The sequence below is a fragment of the Inquilinus sp. OTU3971 genome, assembly GCF_038440215.1.
The window spans coordinates 1-15,770 of record NZ_JASATH010000192.1 but is presented as its reverse complement, the minus strand read 5'-3'; the positions used below and the strand labels follow the sequence as shown (position 1 = coordinate 15,770).

Genomic DNA, 15,770 nt, shown 5'->3' with positions numbered 1-15,770 from the left:
CATAGGCGAGTGCCTCGGCGACGGCGGAGAGATCGTCGAGGATAGACAGGGGATCGTCGTGATACGTGGGCGAGAGAAGGTGAAACATGGTCCGGTTCCCTTGCGTGCGCTTTCGAAGGCGCATGGGACCCGCTCCGGACGGAGCGAGCCGGGAGTTCGAAACCGCCACAAGGAACGGCGCGACAGCTTTTAGGGTTGCCCCCTGGACATGTGCCGCCGCCTCCCGGCCCAAATCCGGCCGCGCCCGGAATCCGGGCATAAAAAAAGCACCTTCGACGACCATAGCCGTCCGGCGGTGCTCTACCGCCTTGTGTAATGGGTTTCGACGCCCACCAGAACGTTAGCGCAGTCGATTCGACGGCGCAAGACGGTGAATATCCACGCTACGGCGAACGCTGCGCCCTGCTCCACTGCGGCTCAGTCGGCACCGCGGCGTGGTTCGTTGTGCGGCCGCCTCGCGCCGAGCCGGGTCGACAGGTTCTAGTTCTTTGCGATCTTGTCATCGAGCCAGCTCTGGACGGCCTTGCGAAAGCGGATATGGCCAAGATCGTCGAGCACTGTTTTCGGCAGGCATTCGCCATCGGCGAGATCGAGCAGCCGCCGCCCGGGATGATTTGGTCCGAGTAACGTCAGGAGCCCGAGCGCAGCAGGGCGGTCGCGGTCGGCAAGGCCATGGACGCCTAGCAGCAACAGCGCGCGCCGCTTGGCCGAACATGCAATCCGCTCCATCGCCTCAACCACGGCCTCGACCCGACCATGAGTCGCGAGAAGTACGCAGGCGGAGGCGGCCAAGGGCGGCGGTAATCGGTGGAGGAGCTTGGGGGTGATCGCTTCGACAATCTCGCTCTCGACCACATCGGATCGACTTAAGGCGTCGATTGCGTCGACGCGGACCCAGCGGGGCTGGTCGATGAAGGATAGGTCCCAAACCTTTTTGCGGATTGCAGGGCTACAGCATTGGGCAGCGGTGTTTAACGCCACTATCCCAAGCGACCGGTCGTCTGTGCGTTCGGCCCGAACCAACAGGGCTTCCCCAATTTCATCCGAAAGGCCCCCGTAGGTCGCGAGCGCGACAACCGCTTCACGTGCGATGGGGTACGACGGCGGCTCGTTGTGAAAGGCTTCGGCGTCCGACCAAACGTCGTCAATCAGTTTGAGGAGAACGCTCTGATGCTCAACGCGCGGCCGGCGAGCAACAATGCGAACTAGGGTACGTCGGACCCTGCAACCCGGATCGGACGAGAGGTTCAGTAGGCGCGGCGGCAGCGGATCTGGAAGCCGGGCTGCAAGATAGGTGATGGCTGCCTCACGGGCGTCAGCTCGCGCGTGCCCAAGCGCGAGCCACACGAGCGCGTCATCCTGGATGCGGATTGCGGCGTCTGCCGCGGCCTTAGCCAGTCGATTGTCCGTGGTCTCGACAAGCCAGCGACGGATGGCGGCTGACGGGGCGGCACCACTGGCGATCATAATCGGCACGATTACGTCGAGTACGAAGGGCGCCGCTGTTTCCGCCGCTCGCTCCAGCAGGACTAGCGTCTCTTGGTCGACCGCCGATAGGGGCTTACCCTCGACCGATAGGGCCGCAAATATCTCAAGCGCCACACTCGGAAGCAGCTTTAAGAGCGGCCGGACTCGCCGCGCGCGCGTTTTGCTCGAAATGCGGCGCTGCGCTGCGTGCACGTCCACCAGCAGATGCACGAAAAGTGCAGGTGTGGCAGCCAATCGCTCAAAGCACAGCGGAAGCGCAGCTGGCGCTTTCATCAAAGCGCAAAAGGCGAGCGCGCCGCGCAAGTCCTTGTCGCCGGGATTCGAAAGGATCCGCTGTACAAGGTCAGAGAAGAGCGAGGCTTTCCAATGCTCTCGCGCCGCGTCCCAGGCCCCGTCTTCGTCGCTGCTGGACCCCGTGATAGCGATGAGGGTCCGAAGTTCCTCCAGCGAGACCGATCCGTTGGCTCGCATGACGTCGTCGGCCCACACGCGGCCGAATTCGACGATTCGGCGATGCTCTGCTAAGGTCTCCCAGCGGCCCAGTGACCTAACTCGTTTTACATAGGCAGCCACAAGAACGCGGGCGGCGTAGTCATCGCCCTCGTGCTGGAACTGGTAGCCTTCCTCATCCGCTGCGTCGCATTCCCCGTCCTGAATCGCGCGCCATTGTTCCTTGCCTTCCCGCTCATAGGATCGGCGAAGGTCCGCAAGTTCATCGAGCGCTGCCTCAAGCACCTCTTCGTAACGGTCGAGGTCTCGCACTGCGCCAGTCGCCACCGCGCCGACATTTCTGTCGAAGCCGGAGGTAACCACCTTACGCGCCGCCGCGAGAAAGGCCGGCGTGAGGCCGGTCGCGATACGATCGAGTTCGGTTGAAAAGTTGTCGCCGTAGCCGTCCCGGTCCTCCGGCAACTGCTCACGAACAAAACGATCCGCGATAACGAGCGACCGTGGATCGGCCGAGATCCGCCTATACCAAGCGTCGTCAAAGCTCGGCGGCTGCCAATCGTCGAGGAAAAACTGGCCGCCACGCCGTATACCCTGGATGAACCATCGCGCAAGTTCTGACGGGGTCGATGTCCGCGTGCCAACGTCGGACGCCAGTTGCAGTAAGGATCGGAAATCGGCTTTCGAATCGATCAAGCCCTCTTCCAGCCAGGCGTCGATCGTAGCGCGACTGGCGCTTTCGGCCTCAAATTCTGAATCGAGATTTTCAGCGCCGGCAACGAGATCGGAAATCGCTTGGAACGAACGGGCCGCGGTCTCGAGCGCCCAGTCCCGCTGCGAACCGCCGAGTTGAGTTAAGGCGGAGATCAGGGACGCTAAGGTCGCTTCGCTGCGCGCCCAATTCTCCTTGATAAAGATCTCGAAACCGGCGCGGACGCTGGGATGCGAGAAGCTAACGGTTTGGCCCGGCTGGCGCAGATGGCGCGTGGCAACGAGCCGGTTCACCAGCTTCTCCAGCCCATCAAAAGACGCCGGGCCAGTGATTCGCAATTGGCGGCTAAGGCTGATCAACTGACTGCGGTCAAACTGCGATCTAGCCGCAAGCAATGCCCATATGATCGCCGACCAGCCGGTCTGATCGCTGGCGTTTAGATAGGAAACAACGACGTCTTCTACAGCTTCTCGATGGGCTAGCGCGAGTATTCGCTGATAGAAAGCGGGGTCAACTTCATCCGGCTCCGGACCATCGGCCATGTAAGTAAAAAACAAATTAATTTCGAATGGCGTTTCGAGCGCTTCCAATGCGTCCGTGCGGAAATCCAGCGCCTTAGCTTGCAGGTCCGTCGCCAACAGCTCCAGGCGTTTGTCGTAGATGTCCGCGAGCTGGCCATCCCGATATTGGTCCGCGTCAACCACGACGGTCCAGCGGGTGAGACGCTCGTCAGCCTTAGCCAGACCGAGCATGTCGCTACGCGAGGTAATGACATACTGATGCCCAGCATGCGCCTCGCGCAACAGCCTCGGCAGTTGCTCAGTCCAAGCGTCGGCGCCGCCCCGCAAGCTATACTGCCCCCACGGATCCTCGACGTAGAAGAGCTTCGGGCCGGTGTCGGTCAGCGTCCGCGTGCTCGATGGACCGTTGTTGACTTTGACCTGGATGATTTCAGGGGCGGAAGGCCGCTGCCGCGCCTGATCAACCAACGCCAGCGCGGTCCAGGTCTTGCCCGTTCCCGAAGGTCCGGTGATGACGAGGGCATTCCGCCGTTCGAGCAGATCGCTTAGGGCTTGGTAGTTTGCCGGTGGCACGAACGCCTCGAGTTGGGGAGCGCTCGCCAAATAACCGCCGCAGCCGCGGATGACGCTCAGCAATTCCTCGCGCGTCCAAACGCCCCGGCTCGTGCCGCCCATTCGCCGCCGAGCCTCGTCCCGCAGCCGCGCGCGACACTCGGCCTGCCTGCTATGTGGCACCCGCATAAGAGAACCGAGGATGTCGTTGATCTCCAAGTCCAAGAGACGCTCGGTGAGAACGCCCCAAATGGCGACCCGACCTTCAGGTTTATGGGCCAATGTCCCCGAGAGGCTCGCCGGGAAAGGTCGGTCTTCCGGCCATTCCTCCAAGCCATGTACCAGCAGGTCGCGGGCCTTACCGGTGGCATCGGCGTTGGTGATCAGCAGATAGCGCGTGCCTGGGTCGTCGAGGTGGTGCTTGGCCGGTCGACGAGTCGTGCCGCACCTGAGCAACGCGTCGAAGTCGGTGATTGTCCAGGGACCGCTGTTGCGGAGCTTCACCTGCACGACGAGCTTATAGCCGTCTGCCATATTCGCGCTAGGTTGGATACGGCCGGGCGTCGCAGGTTCGAGATCCGACTCCAGATCTTCTTCATTGGCGGGTTCGAGCGTGATCCGGGTCGCCGACTTGGTGATTAGCATCAACCGCAGAGCGGCGAATACCGAGACGCCGAGCTGGTACTCGTACCCATCCAGCGCAGCCTTGGCTCCGGCTGTTGCAGATCGTAGAGCGGGCGCGGTCAATCTTCGGCACTCATCGACGGTGATCGTCTGAGAGGATATCGTGTAGCGGCCGCGCAATGTCGTCGAGTCGCGACATCCCCTACGAGCTTGCCCCAACTACTTCGCATTTGTCCAACCTGTATCATCAGAGCTTGGCTGGTTGTTCTGGATTGGTCTACGGCTTCGCCGATGCGGCGGACTTTCGGACAGACTCGTCTGTTGGCAAAGGCCCGGTTTGAGCCGCCACGGGGACAATCCGGCCTCCCGGCCCAAAGAGTCGCTGTCGGGCTCGAATTCGTCGCCGGGGATGTCCGCTCCGGAGGAGTTCGGAACAGCTTCGAACATCAGCAATGGGAGGCGAAGCAAACGGCCGACGGCTCTGCTGGAGGTGTCCGCGGCCCGTCGTGACTGCAAATCAGGCACCTGCCCCCTGATAGGCCCCACGCCTTAACGATGCCGGGCGGTGCGGCTCAGTCGTGGCAGCTCTCAGCGGTATAGTGCCAGACCGGCTCAATGAGAAGAGCGCCCGATCCGGAGGACAGATCGGGCGCTCAAGGGGCGTCGAGGCCCTAAGTGCGTCGACTGGCGCTGGTGACGCAAGTCACATTAAATATAGAAGCAGCTCGGGCAGCAACCCCGAAACGCTTTCGGCATCTATCCCAACCCGTTGGGTCAATACACATACCCCGCTTTCCCCCAAATCATTGGGGCAGATGTTGAGCGAGGGTGCAACGCTTCATGAATCGATACGGCGACACGGGTTTCCGGGGATACCTAGGCGCAGTTTACACGTCATTGGTCGACGCAGGTTTTGCGACCGAGGCGGAGCGGCTGTCGCGGGAGTGGGGTGGCTTGAAACGCTACGTGCCGGGCGCCAACAATCTACGCCCGACATCGCCGTTGGTCAGGCTTGTCGGAATGGACGCCGCGCGTGTCCTCGCTGAGGCGTTCGGGCCGAGCCACGTGTACTTCGCGCGTTGCGCCGAGCGACCCGGCTTAAAGGCTACCATCGTTCAGCACCTGGACAACGGTCTGCGCCCGCGCGAGATAGCTCGGCAGACCGGCGCGACTGAAGAATGGGTCCGGCGCGTCCGCTCGACAATCGGGATGCAGCCGTTTACCCGCTGGGGCTCGACCGTCAATGGGTGAGTCGTCGATCACGCCCGAATGGTTTCCTGGCATCCTGTATGAGCTTGCGCGCGCCGGCCACGTTGAGCAGGCAGTGTCGTTGTCGGACGCAAGGGGCGGCCGCACCATCGACATCCCCTCCCTTGAGCGTCTGTCAGAGTCCAACGCGCTTGTGCGCATGGTCGGGATAGCGGCCGCGCGCGTCATTTGTGAGCGCTGGGGCGGTACTCGCCAATACGTGCCGCTTCGCGGTGGGGTCGGCTCGAAGATGCGCAACATCCTCGCGCATCCGGGCGGCACCGCCGAATGCGCGAGGGACCTGCAGACGTCGGAGCAATGGGTCCGTCGTGTCCGCAATCAGGGCGGATTGAGGCGTTGGCGGCCCGGTGATGGCGAGGCTTCCGGTCCGGCGTTGTCGCTAACGCGGGGCTAACGGGGACAGGACGGCTGAACACCGGCCGGGCGCGGGAATGGGTGCCGTAGGCATGCCGAGGCCGCTCCGTGGCCCTCCTACGAAATCGCACTTGCCGGCATCGCCCGGCTTTCATGGGGAGAAGACATGGTCGAAAACGCACAGCCGAGGGACGATCTGATCACGGATTCCAGCGCGCGAGACGAGATTTGCGCCATCCTGGAACGGCGGCGCGCCATCGAGGCACAGCGTGTCGAGGCGGCGAACCAAATCGGCCTGGTCGACCGGCGCCTGGAGGAACTCGCGGCGACGGTTGCGGCGGCGGAAGGCGGCAAGCTCCCGCTGCACGATCCGCGGCCGGCCGGCCGGCTGGCATTGCTGCTCAGCGGCATGGCTGTCGGCCCTGACCCTGCCGAGGTTCAGCGCCGCCGGGATCATAACGCGGTCCAGCAAGCGCTGATTGACGACACGCGGCAGGATATCGCCCTGCTGGAGGAAGAACGCCGGCGCGCACAGATCGAGCACGACGCCGCGGAGCGCCGCATCGAAGCCGTCAACGGCGAGTTGCACGCCACGGTCGCGGATGCGCTCTTCATCACGTTCCAGCAGGAGGCCTTAGCCCTTGTCGAAAGGCGCCTTCGCCCGCTGCGTTTGTTGAAGCGACGGTTCCCCGGGCGAGCGCTGCTGATGGAACGGCTGTCCCATGTGGAGATCAACTGGCGCGAGACACGGCCGAGCCCGGTTGAGGGAGCACCCGACCGTCCCTTCACTCGCACGATCTGGCCGGCCAATGGAGCCGACGACAGCGAAACCGCGGAGGCGTTCCTGTCCCGGGTTGTGGCGGAGATCGACGGGAAAGGCAGCGCGAAGCGGACCAGATCCGTCGAAGACGGGCGGGGACATTAGGAAAGGGCTTGGTCCTGGCACTGGAGGTTTACTCCGGATCAAGGCGGACGCCAGCAACGCCATTACAGCGGTGGATAGGCGGCGAGGACGATAGTTCGCCGCTTGTCTCCGTCCGGCTCCCCGCAAGGCGGACGTGACCGCACGCAGCTTTTGGTGGACCGCTCCTTGCGTTGCCTTTGGAGGCTGCTCCGTCCCCCATTGCTGACCTCCGGAGGCGTGTCCGCCTCCTCCACATTGGAAATCGCCAGTCGCTGCGGCAACCACCGAAATCGACCCCCATCGTGGAGGCCGCTCACTTCGTTGCTGACATTCGGAGGCGCCGGGGCTCCTTATCAGCGGACATTCGGCCCAATCTCGCTATCAGCTGGAGTTTCGTCTGGTTGGAAAAGTGCTTCGATATTATCTCTTACCGCCATCATATCGAGAGCGAAGCTCGGGAAGACCAATTGCTTATTATCTAGAATGAATCGTTCCTCGACGGGAAACATTGCTCGATATACTGCGTCTTTGAGAAATCCATCTCGGATGTATTTCCTCAAAAAATCGGGTGTTAGCTCGGGGCCATCCCAGAGGCTGCGCTCGACTATGCCGCCTGCATCGGCGATATCTCTCTCATCCGGTCGGGACACGCCGATGAATCCCACACGGACAATCCCAGTCTCAATCATATTTTGAAGTTCGGGCAGCCGGCGAACGGGATGCCCCTCCACGTCGAGCCCAGGAAACATACCGTTGCAGGAAACGATACAGGTGATGATCTCTGTTGCCGGAGGTAGGTCCCATCCCAATCGGCAATACACCTCAGCCTCAACTTCCGGCTGGGTAAGGAGGCCCTTTATCCTACTGAGCTGTGATCCTGCCTTCTTGACGTGGTCGTATGACGTGCGCAGCTCATGAGGACTGCATGGCGTGAGCGAATGTTTGCATTCGAAAACAAACAGGTAGCCACCGAAACGAGCAAGTAAATCTATTTCAAAAGTCTTGCCTCTGAATGTCGCCTCGAATCCCATTTTTACATGTTTACTGACTCCAGAGAACCTAACTTCAAGTGCCCGCGATGCTGCCTCTTCGTCTGCTTCTTTAACCAGTCGCTGCCGCTGCGTATGAGCCAAATTCCGATACCAATTTGCGGTCCCAGTGATAAACAGCGGTACCAAAAAGTGCTGTCCCGCTTTCAAGAAAGGCCGGTATTGGAGATCCATCATCTCACTTGATCCGGACGTCCAGGAAAGCATGTCGAGGGCGACATCTATGGCTTCGTTCGGCAAGCACCATTCCAGGACGCGTCGGAGCTCGGCGGAACGGTAGACCGGCACGAGCGACCGGTAGACAAGCGCCGAGTCCTTGTCGATGATGCTTAAGAAATGCTTAGAGAGGATTCGAGAGACAAATCCAAAAATTCGATAGATCTTGATCAAATCGAAAATTGATAATAGCCCATTCAGTTTAAATTTACCTAATTCGTTTTGCGTTACGAGTTCATTGTCTAGTATTTCTTTAATATATATTATTTCTTCCACTAAAAGACCATCGTGATTGAAAAGCGATCGAAATATCGCGACGTCTGGGAATCTAAAAATATATCTTCGGATCGGAATTTCGGCAATCATCACTACCTTGTCGCTGAATTCCTCATAGAATTGACTGGTGATCTGATCGAGGGATGGGTGGCCATGGTTCATAGCCTCGGCGCGAAGCATCCCGCGGTTCCAACCAGCCAGCGTGTTTTGGATGTAGCCTAGCCTTATACTCAACTCAAACTCGGGAAACGGCGGCTCGACCCGAACCGTGGTTCCCCGCAGAGTGACACGGTAGTCGAACGCGTCCGTGAGCACCTCAGCATCCATATATTTGCGGATTTTACAGGCCTTCGCCAAGAGTTTGTGATAAAGGCCAGCCTCGAGCCCAGCTTCGTCGATCAAGACGAAATGATGGTCCTCTATGCCGACCTCCTCGTCGAAGCGATGGATTATCAGCGACCCTCCTTCGGCAAGAGCCTCTATGGAGTGATATTGCCAGTCCTCGGACGAGAGCGAATGATCAGCTTCGTGACGCCGCATGAAAAGTGAATCGAGAAGTACGACCACTGTCTTAAGGACAAGGTCGCTCCTACGGACGACAAACCCTCGGAGCGAGGTATCGAGGCGTCGGACGGCGGCGCCCAGCCTCAGCAGGATTGAAACAGATCTGAGATACGCAACCGCATCAAGGGTGAGCGATAGGTCGATGGCGTGGGATATCAGGGCATCGGCGACGGGACGCAGCTCTTTCGTTTGAAATTTGTACTTTGAACAGCGAAATGTCCCTCGACGGCGTATCTCGTCGAGCGTGCGATCTGGATGCCAACGAAGTCCGAGTGCGATCCAGCTCGTGGCATCCTGACGCGCACCAACCTTCAATGCCTCATGGGCGGCATTGACAACATCTGCAACATCACCGCGATGGAGCACCCCCTGCGCGCCCAAAGCAGTCGCAAGCCATGCTTTCCGATCTAATAATCCTGGCAGCCTTTGTAAAATCGCCGCCAAACGGTTCTCTCTCGGAGCCATGTATGCCTGGAGCGGTTGTCACCAGCCAATTCTAGGTCGCCCATGAGACGTTGTCGTGGACTGACTGCATCACGGCGGTGCAGGCATCCGCACTTTGGACAGAGGAACGGTCCGATCACGCGGGACCAATCCGTGGTGGCTACCTCCGGATGACCGTCTGAGCTGAGATGAAGGTCATATCCGGCAAACGTCGGCTAGCTACGAGGCGAGGCCTTCGCGAAGCAACCGGCAGCGGCAGGCCTCATAATAAATCATCTGCAGGAAACGCGTCAGTCGCCCGCGGTTCGCCTCGATGCGAGCCTCGTGCTCCGCGATAACGACCGGCACGTCCCCGTCAGTCAGTTCGCCTTCGTAAAGCAGCCACCCCAGCAGGTGTGGCGTTGTTTGAGCCACGTCGACTCCCACTTTCGGCGCCGCGCGGCGCGCACGCTGATCCTCCGTGAGTACGGCGGAGCGCAACTTGCGGGCCAATGCGAGCGCCGCGATCTCACCCCGCCCCAACCGACGCGCCTCAGGCGCCGACGCCACGGCCTGGAGGTCTTCCAAGGATACGGTCTCCTCGGTGAACCCTCGCCGTTCCGAGAGGAGCTGTCGGAGTTCCACCTGCATCTCAAGCCCCGACGTCGTCGGTCGCGTCCACAGCTTGTCTAGCGCCTCGTATCGGACGTACGGCGCGACGACGAAAAAGCACTGCCTCCGAAGAGCCGCCCGGAACAGGCGGTTGGAGGATAAAAGGTTCCAGATGGAGCAGGTGTCGATGGCGTTGACGGCCGCGAAGGTACGCACGTCGACCGTGATGCCCGTCGTTTCAGTCACTTGCCAGCGATCTCCCAAACAGTGCCGCGACCTCGGAGGTTCCGCCCGAAGTGGTCAGCAACATCTCAGCGAGCAATCCCAGCGAGATGACACTTGCATTATGCGCGTCGAAACAGAGGTCAACATACCGCTTGCTTAGGCCCCGGTCCAAAAGCACCGCCTTACGGACCCTTTGCGCTTCGGTGTAATTGCCCTCGAGCTCAGGGTCTGGCGGATCCCGTGGCCTCAAGGTGGTCTGACGCAGCGTAGCCCGTTGCTCGGCATCGATGAACTTGGCGGCATGAAGGGCGGCAAGCAACGCGGGCACACTTACGCGCAGGCGTTCCGCCCAGGACGACACTTGGGCAGCGTCGACCCACTGGTCCCGAGGCACGCTCTCGAGCAGGGCCGGAGGCATCAGCAAGTCCGACGCGAAGGCATTCGCGCGGACCTCCACCAGGGTCTCGCTATTCCACTCCCCGACCATTGAGAGAGTGGTGGGTTTTTCGTCGAGCAACGCGTGGCCCAACTCGTGTGCCGCGCTGAAGCGCTGGCGTGCCATCCCTTCGGCGAGGTTAACGAGGATGCACGGTCCGGCATCTGGATGGTTGATGTAAAGGCCCGAGACGTTCGAGTTCTCGAGGCGCCGCCTGAACACTCTGATACCCAAATCGCGGATGGTCGCAAACAGATCTCGCGGGGCCTGCTTGTCGGAGAACTTGAGGTGAACCCGGAGCGCTGCCGCGCACTCCGCACCATGACGCTTAAAGAATTTGCCGTGCGGACGGAAGGCGAAGGTGCGATCAGGTCGCTTCACTCCAAGCTCGCGTTCCAGGAACGCTTCGTTTCGGCATAAGAGTGCAAATTCGGCGATAGCGACCCGATCGGAAGACGACAGCTCGTCACCACGCTCGCGAAAGAGAATATCGATGCCCTCGTCTGGATCACGAGCATCGTCAGTGAGCAGGAATCGAAAATCCTTGCGGAAATAGTCCGCGAGAATAAGCACCTCGTCGCCGGTCGGTTCGCCCTTACCCAGCTCCAACGCGCCGAGGCGCTCGGCTGCGATTCCGGACGAGCCTGCGACCACGTCGAGATCCTGACCGAAGTCGGCCCGCAACGCGGCAATCTTGCGACCAAATTTTGCCGCGTTAAGCGGCATCACCCGCCTCCATTAGCCGTAGGGAGCCAATCCATCGGAGCATAGGATATTTGATTTCGAACGATACGAGAACAACGATTGCCCAGCACGGTGAGTCCGAGTCGGCTGGCAGCTGTCATGCGCGGCTCGGAGAGCCGATCACGATGGCCGGAAATTGCACACCCGGGCCGCGCTAGGCCGGCCGGGAAGGGTAACGGGGCAGAACTTGGGGCGGTGCTGCAGGTCGGTCCGGCCCACGCCACAAGGCGACATCCCATCGGCGGGCCCGTTGATAGAAAAGTCCAACCGATGCTGGCATGGTGTTGGTTGACACTCGTCGTTTGGAGTTCCGATTGCGCCCCAACTACGCTGCCCAGGTCCGAGCTCTGCCTGCGGATGGCCTGGAGGACTTCGTCAACGACTGGTTGGCCCAGCGGGTCAAGGATTACCATGGTCACGAGCTTTGGCGCGGTACAGGCGACATGGGCCGCGATGTCACCGGGTATGTCACCGAGCGGCGCATGGAGGGACCGTGGGACAACTTCCAATGCAAGCAGCTAGGCAGAGCGCTGTCGGAGCTTGCGGCGTTTGTGGAGCTGGGCAAGATTTTTATGCACGCGGCTGCAGGGGAGTTCTCGCTTCCGCGCTCCTATTCGTTTGTTGCTCCCCGTGGGGTGAGTAGGGCCGTACAGGCGCTCACTGCCCACCCAGAGCGCTTTCGCAGGGCATTCCTCGACCGCTGGGACACCGATATCGCCGGCCGCCTCGTGGAGGGTCGGGAGATCTTGATCACGGCCGAGATCGAAGCGATGATTATGGCCTTCGAGTTTACGCAAATCCATTGGCTGGACGCAGCCCGTCTCGTCAATGACCCGGCGTGCAAGCCGGCCTTGGTGAAGTGGTTTGGTGACGATCCGGGCCGTTCGCCGAGAGGCGTCGTCCCTGACCAGATTCAGACCGAAGAATCATCATACGTCGGCCAACTGCTCAGGCTCTATGAGGATAAGGGTCCCGGGACATTTCCGGATGCAGCCGCCGCCTTGGCAAGTGCCGAGTACGGGGCACATTTACGCGACCAGCGGACCCGCTTCTTCGACGCGGTGGCCTTCGATCGATTTTACCGCGACTCGACGCCCGAGGAGTACCTGATCAATTTCAAGGATGAAATCTATCATGGCGTCGTCGAGACCCATGGTGAGTCGCATGCTGATGGTCTAGCAAGGCTCTCTCAGGTGATGAAGCAGGCGGCCATCCTGCAGGCATCGGGTGTCCTGGGGAAGCACGCCGGTCCCCAAGTCAAACAGGGGACGTGTCATCAATTCGCCAATGAGGGACGCCTGCCGTGGCATCGCTAGAGGAGAGCTCCCCGAGCCGGCACCCCTTCAACAGTACCCTGGAGACCGGCATCCGCGCCTTGGTCGTGCTCGAAGCCTTCTACCCGCGTCAGTGCGATCTGATGGCGATGACCTGGCTCGATCACCTCGTGGTCCACACGGGTGATCTCGACGGCGAGGACGTGCCCGAGAGCCTGCATCCGGATCTTCCAAACCGCGCTGGCGAACTTCTCGTTCGTCGCCAGCTTGTTGAGCGGAGCCTGCGCATGATGCAGCAGGTTCACCTGGTCGACGTGTTCGACACCGAAATTGGTGTCCTGTTCTGCGCCAGCCAGGAAGCGCCGAGCTATCTTGACCTGCTTCAGACACCCTACTCGCTCGCGCTCAAAGCGCGGGCAAAGTGGATGGCGGATCGCTTCTCCGGCCTGTCTACGGCGCAGATGCGGGAGCTCGTGGAAGAAAAAATCGGACGCTGGACGGCCGAGTTTCGATCGGGTCAGATCCCGACAGGACTGTCGAGGTAATGACTGGCGTCCGGCTGCGCCACCTCACCTTTACCGGCCCTTCTGTGGATCCCGCCGAACTCAGGTTCGAAGACGGGCTCAACATTATCTTTGGCGCCTCGAACACCGGTAAGTCCTTCTCTTCAAAGGCAATCCTTTTCATGCTCGGCGCGATCAAGTCGTTGCCGGAAACGGAAGAGATCGCAGCCTACGAAGCTGCATGGTTGGGCTTGACCCTGCCCGGTGGACGCAACATCACGCTGTATCGATCCACCCGTGGCGGACATTTTAAGCTCCATGAAGGGTTGATCAGCTCTGCAGGACCGGATGACGGCATCCCACTTCGCGGGCAACACGAGTCGAAGCGAACCGATACCGTCTCCTACCTGCTGCTCGAGGCTATGGGGCTGGCTGGCAAGCAGATCGTTCGCGACGGAAACGGTGAGAAGGATACTCTTTCCATTCGTCTGCTTTCGCCATACGCAGTCGTTTCTGAAGAAGACATTATTGCTGAGAAGAGCCCGGTGCTCGCCTCGGGTGTGCCTGCTGAGCGCACCTTCGAACAGAACCTTTTCAAGCTGCTGCTTACCGGCATTGACGATGCCGCCACTGTGACGGTGCCGAAGCCGTCTGATAGGAAGGTCGCCAAGGCCGCCAAGATCGAGCTCGTCGACGAGTTGATCGCTCAGCTCGACATAGAATTGGGCGAAGACGCTGCTGACGAGGAGGAGATCGAAGACCAGCTGGAACGCCTCGATAAGAGCGCCGAAGGGCTGTTGGATCAGCTGCGTGAAGCGCAATCCGAACTGGATCGACTAGTCGGTCAGCGTCGCAGCGCCATGGATCGTGGTCGGGAGTTGCAGGAGCGAGCTGATGAGCTGGGGGTGACGCTCGAGCGTTTTGCGAAGCTCCAGGCCGTTTACACCTCCGATCTGCAGCGCCTTCAGTCAATCGAGGAAGGTGGCTTTGTCTTGGTCGCAATTGCCGGCATGGACTGCCCGGTTTGCGGTGCCCCACCGGAGGCACAGCGGCACAATCACGCTGCCGACGCCATCGAGATGGCGCACAAAGCTGCCGTTGCCGAGGCTCGCAAGATCGAAATCGAGCAGCGGGAGCTCGCCCAGACGATAGCGTCGCTCCAGGCCGAGGGACGCGGGCTCGGGCGGACTATCGGCCAGCTCGCCGAGGAAATCGAGAAGCTAGACAAGCAGATTAACGACGCTCGTCCCCGTGAGATCTCTGCCAGGCAGAGCTATGAGGCCTATGCGTCGGCCCGTGTTGAAGCGCAGAAGGTGGCTGACCTCTACCAACGTCGCGCCAAACTGGTTGCACGCCGCGCCGAACTCGAGTCCGGGCCGACGAAGCGGGAAGGTGATGCGCTGGTTATAGGGCCGGATTCAACGACGGCCTTTAGGTTCGGCGAGACGGTTAAGACCGTCCTTGCCGCGTGGCATTTCCCTGATGCCGACAAAGTCCAGTTCGACCTCGCCACGAACGACATTACGATCGGTGGGAAGCGCCGGGCTGCCAATGGCAAGGGTGTCCGAGCGATCCTGCACGCCGCCTTCAATGTGGCGATCATCGTCTACTGCATTGACAACGAACTACCACATCCTGGTTTTCTCGTCCTGGATACCCCGCTGCTGACCTATCGCGAGCCCCTTAAGTCAAAGCACGGGGAACTGTCCGAGGACGAAGCGGCGCTGAAGGCCACTAGCTTGGCGGAGCACTTTTATCGCCATCTCGCTGGTCTCAAGGACGAGGTGCAATTTGTCGTGATCGAGAATTCCGATCCGCCTGCTGCGGTGCAGTCTCTCGCGCGAATCGAAACGTTCACCGGCCTAGAGGGAAACGGTCGCTTCGGCCTGCTTGCGCGTCGCGCTTAGTCCGAATTGTCGGAGCCTATACGGTCTCCAATCATCAGCAAGGACACCGGCAGACAGTCAACGACTCCCCTGGAGCGGCCGCAAAGAGCCGCATGCGGTCAGGTCCGCTTCGGGGAGACGACAAGGTGACGGGTTCCCGGAGCCGTCTGGCGCTAGTCCGGCATGGAGCGCCGTTTCCAGCCAGCGTGGTCCGCGTCCGGTTTGGAGAAGGTATGTCGACGGCCGGATACGGCTCGGACCAGATGCGTCTGGCTCAATGCCCTGAGTTCCGCTGCTCACTCGTTGCGGACCATCGCCAGCGGCTGACTCCTCGTCCAGATCCGGGCGCCTGATCATTCCCGCCATCCAAAGCGCGCGTCGCTGTGGGAAAGCAAGTAATCAAGTAAAGGCTTGTCCTGCCAAAACGGGTGCCCCGTCATCCAAAAGCGCGCGCCCAGCTATACAGTCGGTCAAGCGGCTGATCGAGGACAAGATCCAGGCGCTGGGCCTGGGCCGCCACTTCCGGGTGCAGGCCGACCGCATCCTGACGCCCGGCGGCGGCCGCATCATCTTCCAGGGCATGCAGAACCACACGGCGGAGTCGATCAAGTCGCTGGAGGGCTATGACATCGCCTGGGTCGAGGAGGCGCAGGCCCTGTCGATCCGCAGTCTGGACCTGCTGCGGCCCACA

General features: G+C 60.8%; 11 protein-coding genes. 7 read left to right on the top strand and 4 right to left on the bottom strand.

Annotated elements, in window-relative coordinates:
* Positions 1 to 480: 480 nt before the first annotated feature.
* Positions 481 to 4,467 (bottom strand): nSTAND3 domain-containing NTPase, encoded by a 3,987-nt coding sequence (locus AAHM41_RS32905; RefSeq protein WP_342240857.1) that lies wholly within the window; start codon positions 4,465 to 4,467, stop codon positions 481 to 483.
* Positions 4,468 to 5,298: 831 nt separating this feature from the next.
* Between AAHM41_RS32905 and AAHM41_RS32900 the strand changes: the two genes are divergently transcribed.
* From AAHM41_RS32900 to AAHM41_RS32890, 3 genes are all read left to right on the top strand, one after another.
* Positions 5,299 to 5,595, top strand: a complete 297-nt coding sequence (locus AAHM41_RS32900; RefSeq protein WP_342240856.1) for a hypothetical protein — start codon at positions 5,299 to 5,301, stop codon at positions 5,593 to 5,595.
* A complete protein-coding gene (locus tag AAHM41_RS32895; RefSeq protein ID WP_342240855.1) occupies positions 5,588 to 6,007 on the top strand; it encodes a hypothetical protein in 420 nt (139 codons plus the stop codon). Before AAHM41_RS32900 ends, AAHM41_RS32895 begins: the two co-directional genes overlap by 8 nt.
* A gap of 126 nt (positions 6,008 to 6,133) precedes the next feature.
* The gene (locus AAHM41_RS32890) at positions 6,134 to 6,892 is read left to right on the top strand and encodes a hypothetical protein (RefSeq protein WP_342240854.1); all 759 of its coding nucleotides are present in this window, start codon (positions 6,134 to 6,136) and stop codon (positions 6,890 to 6,892) included.
* A 332-nt stretch (positions 6,893 to 7,224) separates the two neighbouring features.
* On the opposite strand, the gene AAHM41_RS32885 is transcribed toward AAHM41_RS32890, so the two are convergent.
* From AAHM41_RS32885 to AAHM41_RS32875, 3 genes are all read right to left on the bottom strand, one after another.
* Positions 7,225 to 9,441: a hypothetical protein gene (locus AAHM41_RS32885; protein ID WP_342240853.1), complete on the bottom strand. Its 2,217-nt coding sequence runs from the start codon at positions 9,439 to 9,441 to the stop codon at positions 7,225 to 7,227.
* Positions 9,442 to 9,639: 198 nt separating this feature from the next.
* Positions 9,640 to 10,257 carry a hypothetical protein gene (locus AAHM41_RS32880; protein WP_342240852.1) on the bottom strand — a complete coding sequence of 206 codons (618 nt, stop codon included), beginning with the start codon at positions 10,255 to 10,257 and terminating at the stop codon, positions 9,640 to 9,642.
* Positions 10,250 to 11,398 (bottom strand): ImmA/IrrE family metallo-endopeptidase, encoded by a 1,149-nt coding sequence (locus AAHM41_RS32875; RefSeq protein ID WP_342240851.1) that lies wholly within the window; start codon positions 11,396 to 11,398, stop codon positions 10,250 to 10,252. The genes AAHM41_RS32880 and AAHM41_RS32875 overlap by 8 nt, the downstream gene beginning before the upstream one ends.
* A 296-nt stretch (positions 11,399 to 11,694) precedes the next feature.
* Here AAHM41_RS32875 and AAHM41_RS32870 point away from each other — a divergent pair, with 296 nt between their 5' ends.
* The 4 genes from AAHM41_RS32870 to AAHM41_RS32855 all read left to right on the top strand — a co-directional run.
* Positions 11,695 to 12,732 (top strand): ABC-three component system protein, encoded by a 1,038-nt coding sequence (locus tag AAHM41_RS32870; RefSeq protein ID WP_342240850.1) that lies wholly within the window; start codon positions 11,695 to 11,697, stop codon positions 12,730 to 12,732.
* Positions 12,720 to 13,235: an ABC-three component system middle component 2 gene (locus tag AAHM41_RS32865; RefSeq protein ID WP_342240849.1), complete on the top strand. Its 516-nt coding sequence runs from the start codon at positions 12,720 to 12,722 to the stop codon at positions 13,233 to 13,235. Before AAHM41_RS32870 ends, AAHM41_RS32865 begins: the two co-directional genes overlap by 13 nt.
* Positions 13,235 to 15,100, top strand: coding sequence for a hypothetical protein (locus AAHM41_RS32860; protein WP_342240848.1), 1,866 nt, complete (start codon positions 13,235 to 13,237; stop codon positions 15,098 to 15,100). The genes AAHM41_RS32865 and AAHM41_RS32860 overlap by 1 nt, the downstream gene beginning before the upstream one ends.
* Before the next feature lie 271 nt (positions 15,101 to 15,371).
* Positions 15,372 to 15,770, top strand: a 399-nt coding sequence (locus AAHM41_RS32855; RefSeq protein ID WP_342240858.1) for a phage terminase large subunit, incomplete at its 3' end; no start/stop codon positions are given.

Coding starts and splice junctions, on each gene's coding strand:
- AAHM41_RS32895 (WP_342240855.1), top strand. CDS start 5,588: ATGGGTGAGTCGTCGATCACGCCCGAATGGTTTCCTGGCATCCTGTAT.
- AAHM41_RS32890 (WP_342240854.1), top strand. CDS start 6,134: ATGGTCGAAAACGCACAGCCGAGGGACGATCTGATCACGGATTCCAGC.
- AAHM41_RS32885 (WP_342240853.1), bottom strand. CDS start 9,441: ATGGCTCCGAGAGAGAACCGTTTGGCGGCGATTTTACAAAGGCTGCCA.
- AAHM41_RS32875 (WP_342240851.1), bottom strand. CDS start 11,398: ATGCCGCTTAACGCGGCAAAATTTGGTCGCAAGATTGCCGCGTTGCGG.
- AAHM41_RS32870 (WP_342240850.1), top strand. CDS start 11,695: ATGGTGTTGGTTGACACTCGTCGTTTGGAGTTCCGATTGCGCCCCAAC.
- AAHM41_RS32860 (WP_342240848.1), top strand. CDS start 13,235: ATGACTGGCGTCCGGCTGCGCCACCTCACCTTTACCGGCCCTTCTGTG.